Source organism: Acidocella sp. (genome assembly GCF_035535915.1).
Lineage (GTDB): Bacteria > Pseudomonadota > Alphaproteobacteria > Acetobacterales > Acetobacteraceae > Acidocella.
This window is the reverse complement of the sequence record NZ_DATLPB010000054.1, coordinates 1-3,830: the sequence shown is the minus strand read 5'-3', so window position 1 is coordinate 3,830 and position 3,830 is coordinate 1. Positions and strand designations below refer to the sequence as shown.

6 protein-coding genes are annotated in these 3,830 nt (G+C 65.8%); 4 read left to right on the top strand and 2 right to left on the bottom strand.

The window, feature by feature from the left end:
• Positions 1-889 (bottom strand): EF-P lysine aminoacylase EpmA (epmA, locus tag VNC39_RS06665; protein ID WP_325397427.1); only part of this gene is annotated, 889 nt, incomplete at its 3' end.
• A gap of 26 nt (positions 890-915) precedes the next feature.
• On the opposite strand from epmA, the gene VNC39_RS06660 reads away from it, so the two are divergent.
• A complete protein-coding gene (locus VNC39_RS06660) occupies positions 916-1,884 on the top strand; it encodes a lysine-2,3-aminomutase-like protein (RefSeq protein WP_325397429.1) in 969 nt (322 codons plus the stop codon).
• Here the strand turns inward: VNC39_RS06660 and VNC39_RS06655 are convergent.
• Entirely contained in the window at positions 1,881-2,108 is a 228-nt protein-coding gene (locus VNC39_RS06655) for a hypothetical protein (protein ID WP_325397425.1), read from the bottom strand. The two genes, VNC39_RS06660 and VNC39_RS06655, sit on opposite strands and share 4 nt — an antisense overlap.
• A 23-nt stretch (positions 2,109-2,131) precedes the next feature.
• Between VNC39_RS06655 and efp the strand changes: the two genes are divergently transcribed.
• The 3 genes from efp to VNC39_RS06640 all read left to right on the top strand — a co-directional run.
• Positions 2,132-2,698 carry an elongation factor P gene (gene efp / locus VNC39_RS06650; RefSeq protein ID WP_325397423.1) on the top strand — a complete coding sequence of 189 codons (567 nt, stop codon included), beginning with the start codon at positions 2,132-2,134 and terminating at the stop codon, positions 2,696-2,698.
• A gap of 79 nt (positions 2,699-2,777) precedes the next feature.
• Positions 2,778-3,605 (top strand): inositol monophosphatase family protein, encoded by an 828-nt coding sequence (locus tag VNC39_RS06645; protein ID WP_325397421.1) that lies wholly within the window; start codon positions 2,778-2,780, stop codon positions 3,603-3,605.
• 15 nt (positions 3,606-3,620) lie between these two features.
• Positions 3,621-3,830 (top strand): hypothetical protein (locus tag VNC39_RS06640; RefSeq protein ID WP_325397419.1); only part of this gene is annotated, 210 nt, incomplete at its 3' end.

The following is a 3,830-nucleotide window of genomic DNA, read 5'->3' as shown; positions in this document are numbered from 1 at the left end:
CCAGCGCGATTCCGGCGCAGGCCGGTAACCGGTTGACCGCAGCGAGGAATCCTTCGTCCAGCGCCCAGTCTTCGTGACCGTTTATTTCGTGCCGGCGGGCCCGATCTTCAAGGAAGCGGGCCCGCTGTTCCGCCGCATCCGTCAGCTCGACAAACGCATTGGCCAGCTCCATGCCCCCGCAAAACAGCTCGAACCGTTCCGCGACGCGCGGGTCCGCCGGGTCGCGCCGCGCCAGCGCCGCCTGCGAGGCTGGCCAGTGCGTGAGAAAGGCGGGGCATTCGCGCCCCAGTTGCGGCTCCACCCGCTCCAGCAGCAGCCGAAAGAACAAATCCTCCCAGCTTTCCCCCGCGCGCAGCCCGGTTCCCGCGGCGGCGGCGAGCGCCGGGGCATCGCCCTCGGTCGCCAGCACATCCGCGCCCATATACCGGAAGAACGCTTCCGCCACCGTGATGCGCTCGAATTTCTGCAAAGAGACGGTCCGGCCATCGCGGATGAGAACCGGCGGCAGCACGGCGCGGAGCAGTGCCTCGGTCTCGTCCATCAGCGCACCGAGATCGGGGCGCAGATTGTACCATTCGAGCATGGTGAATTCCGGCGCGTGCGTGCGGCTGCGCGGCTCGTCGCGCCACACCCGCGCCAGCTGGAAAATTGGCCCCGAGCCTCCCGCCAGCAATTTTTTCATCGCAAATTCCGGGCTGGTATGGAGATATTGCTCCCCTGCCCGCATCGCGCGCAGATGCACCTCTTCCCCCGGCGCCGGCACGGCGTAAGGCGTCTCCACCTCCAGATAGCCACGCGCCGTAAAAAACGCCCGCACCGCCTGGGTCAGCCTCAGGCGCCGCCGCAACAGTGGCATCCGGTCAGCAAGATTTTCCCAGGGTTGAGACATTGGCGCTCCCATTCTACACGCTCCGCATGCCCGACAATTTGCCGCCCGCATTGCGCACGCTGCGCCGCGTTGAAGACCTGATCTCGGCAGGCCTGGCAAGTGTGGCCGCGCGCCCGGCGCTGGAGGCGGTGGCGGCGCGCTATGCCATCGCCGTGCCGCCCGCCTTGCAGGCCTTGATCGCCGCGCCCGGCGACCCGATTTTCCGCCAGTTCATCCCCGACCCGGCGGAGCTGATCACCGCTCCGCATGAGTCGAACGACCCGATCGCCGACGAGGCGCTTTCCCCCGTTCCCGGCATCGTGCACCGCTACCCGGACCGCGCGCTGCTGAAGCCCCTGCTGGCCTGCCCGGTCTATTGCCGTTTCTGCTTCCGCCGCGAGCAGGTGGGGCCGGATGGCGGCGTGCTGAGCGATGCCGCGCTCGACGCCGCCTACGCCTATCTGGAAGCCCAACCCGGCATAAGCGAAGTGATCCTCACCGGCGGCGACCCGCTCATTCTCTCCCCCCGCCGCCTCGGCGCCATCCTGCGCCGCCTCGGCGCCATCCCGCACGTTGAGGTGCTCCGCATTCACACCCGCGCCCCGGTGGCCGACCCGGCACTCGTGACCGAGGCGCTGGCCGAGGCGCTGGACATAGCAACCCCGCTCTTTTTGTGCCTGCACGCCAACCATGCGCGCGAACTCACCCCTTCCGTGGGAGAAGCGCTGCGCCGGTTGCAGCGCCGCGGCATTCCGGTGCTGGGCCAGAGCGTCCTGCTCGCCGGGGTGAATGACAGCGAGGAAGCCCTCGGCGCACTGTTCCGCGCCATGCTCCGGCTGCGCATCAAGCCTTATTACCTGCACCAGCTCGACGCCGCCCCCGGCACCGCGCGCTTCTTCGTGCCGCCCGAGCGCGGCCGGGAAATTCTCGCCAATCTGCGCGGCCATATCAGCGGTACCGCGCTGCCGACCTATATTTTCGACCGCCCCGGCGGGCTGGGCAAAATACCGCTTTAAAAGCAAGCAAGCGGCCGCTTTTTGGAAAAAAGCGGCACCAAAAACTTTTGTTTATGCTGGGCCATGGGCTGTGACGGGGCCAACGCCCATGGCCCAGCATAACAAAGTTTTTTTGCTGCTTTTTGTTCGCAAAAAGTAGCCTTTCCTTCCGCTTGCCTGCGCTTAACGCCGCAATCACTTGCCGAACGGCCCTCAGCATCGTAAGCCCCCGCTTCGAAGAGCATTCTTATATCCAGGCAGAATTTTAATGAAGCAACAGGCAAACCTCATCCGCGCCGGTCAGGTCCTCGAACACGAAGGCAACCGCTGGACCGTGCTCAAGCAGCAGATCATTACCCCGGGCAAAGGCGGCGCCTTCATCCAGGTGGAAATGCGCAACCTGAAAACCGGCAACAAGACCAACGAACGCTGGCGCACTGCCGACAGCGTGGAGCGGCTGAGCACCGAGGACAAGGAATACACCTACTCCTACACGGACGGCGACAATCTGGTGCTGATGGACGGCGAGACCTTCGAGCAGTTCATCATTCCGGTCGCGTTGCTCGGCGATTCCGCCCCGTTCCTGCAGGACAACATGCAGCTCTCGGTCGGGCTGGTGGAAGGCGACCCGGTCTCCGTCACCCTGCCGCCGCATGTGACGCTGGAAATCGTCGAAGCCGATCCGGTGGTAAAGGGGCAGACCGCCTCTTCCTCCTACAAGCCGGCGATGCTCTCCAACGGCGTGAAAACACTGGTGCCACCCTTCATCGAGGCCGGCGAGCGCGTGGTTGTGCGCACCGAAGACGGCAGCTACGTGGAACGCGCCAAAAACTGATTGTCACTCCTCCGGCCGGGGAACGGCCGGCCGGCGGGCGGGCTTTGGCCCGCCCGTTTGATTTTGAGGATTTTTTCCCATGATGCCACGCCTCTCGGCACATATGACGGTGATGCAGGCCGCCGCCCAAAAAGCCGCCCGGCGTCTGCTGCGCGACTTCAACGAGGTTGAGAACCTGCAGGTAAGCATGAAGGGCCCCGGCGATTTCGTCAGCCAGGCCGATTTGCGCGCCGAGCAGACGCTGCGCGAGGAGCTGGAAAAAGCCCGCCCCGGCTACGCCTTCCTGATGGAGGAGAGCGGCGCCACCGGCAGCGACAAATGGGCCTGGCGCTGGATCGTCGACCCGCTGGACGGCACCACCAACTTCCTGCACGGCATCCCGCACTGGGCCATCTCCATCGGCCTGGAACGCCGCCTGCCCGATGACGGCTCGGAAATCGTCGCCGGCGTGGTCTATTCCCCGGTGAACAACGAATTGTTCTGGGCGGAAAAAGGTGTCGGCGCCTATGTCAACGATAAGCGCCTGCGCGTGTCGGCGCGGCGCGAGCTGCGCGACGCGGTGTTTGCCACCGGTATCCCCTTCGCGGTGACCTCGGGCAGCAACCGCCTTTCCTTTGCCCGCACGCTGAGCACGCTGATGCCCCAGGTCGCCGGCATCCGCCGCTTCGGCTCGGCCGCCCTGGATCTCGCCTGGGTCGCCGCCGGCCGCTATGACGGCTATTGGGAATCCGGCATCCATCCTTGGGACATCACCGCCGGCATGCTGATCGTGCGCGAGGCCGGCGGCTACGCGACCGATGCCGAGGGCAAGGACAACGTGGCGAACACCGTGGTGGCGGCCAATCCGAACCTGCATCCGCGTTTGCTCGAGGTCGTGCAGGACGGTCTGGCGGCCTCCAGAGGTTAAGGCTATGGTCCTGGGGTGAAATTTCTTTTGCTCCTGATCCTGGCGGCCGCTTTCGTGCCGGGCGCAGCGATGGCGCAGGTCAGCGTGAACCCCGACGCGCTCACGCAACTGGCCGGCATGCCGGTGCCGCCCCCCGTTGCAGTCCCCGAGACGGCGCCGCCCAAAGCCAAGCACGCCGCTTTCGTGCGGCAGCATCACGCCGCGGCCAAAGTGAAGGCATCGCCG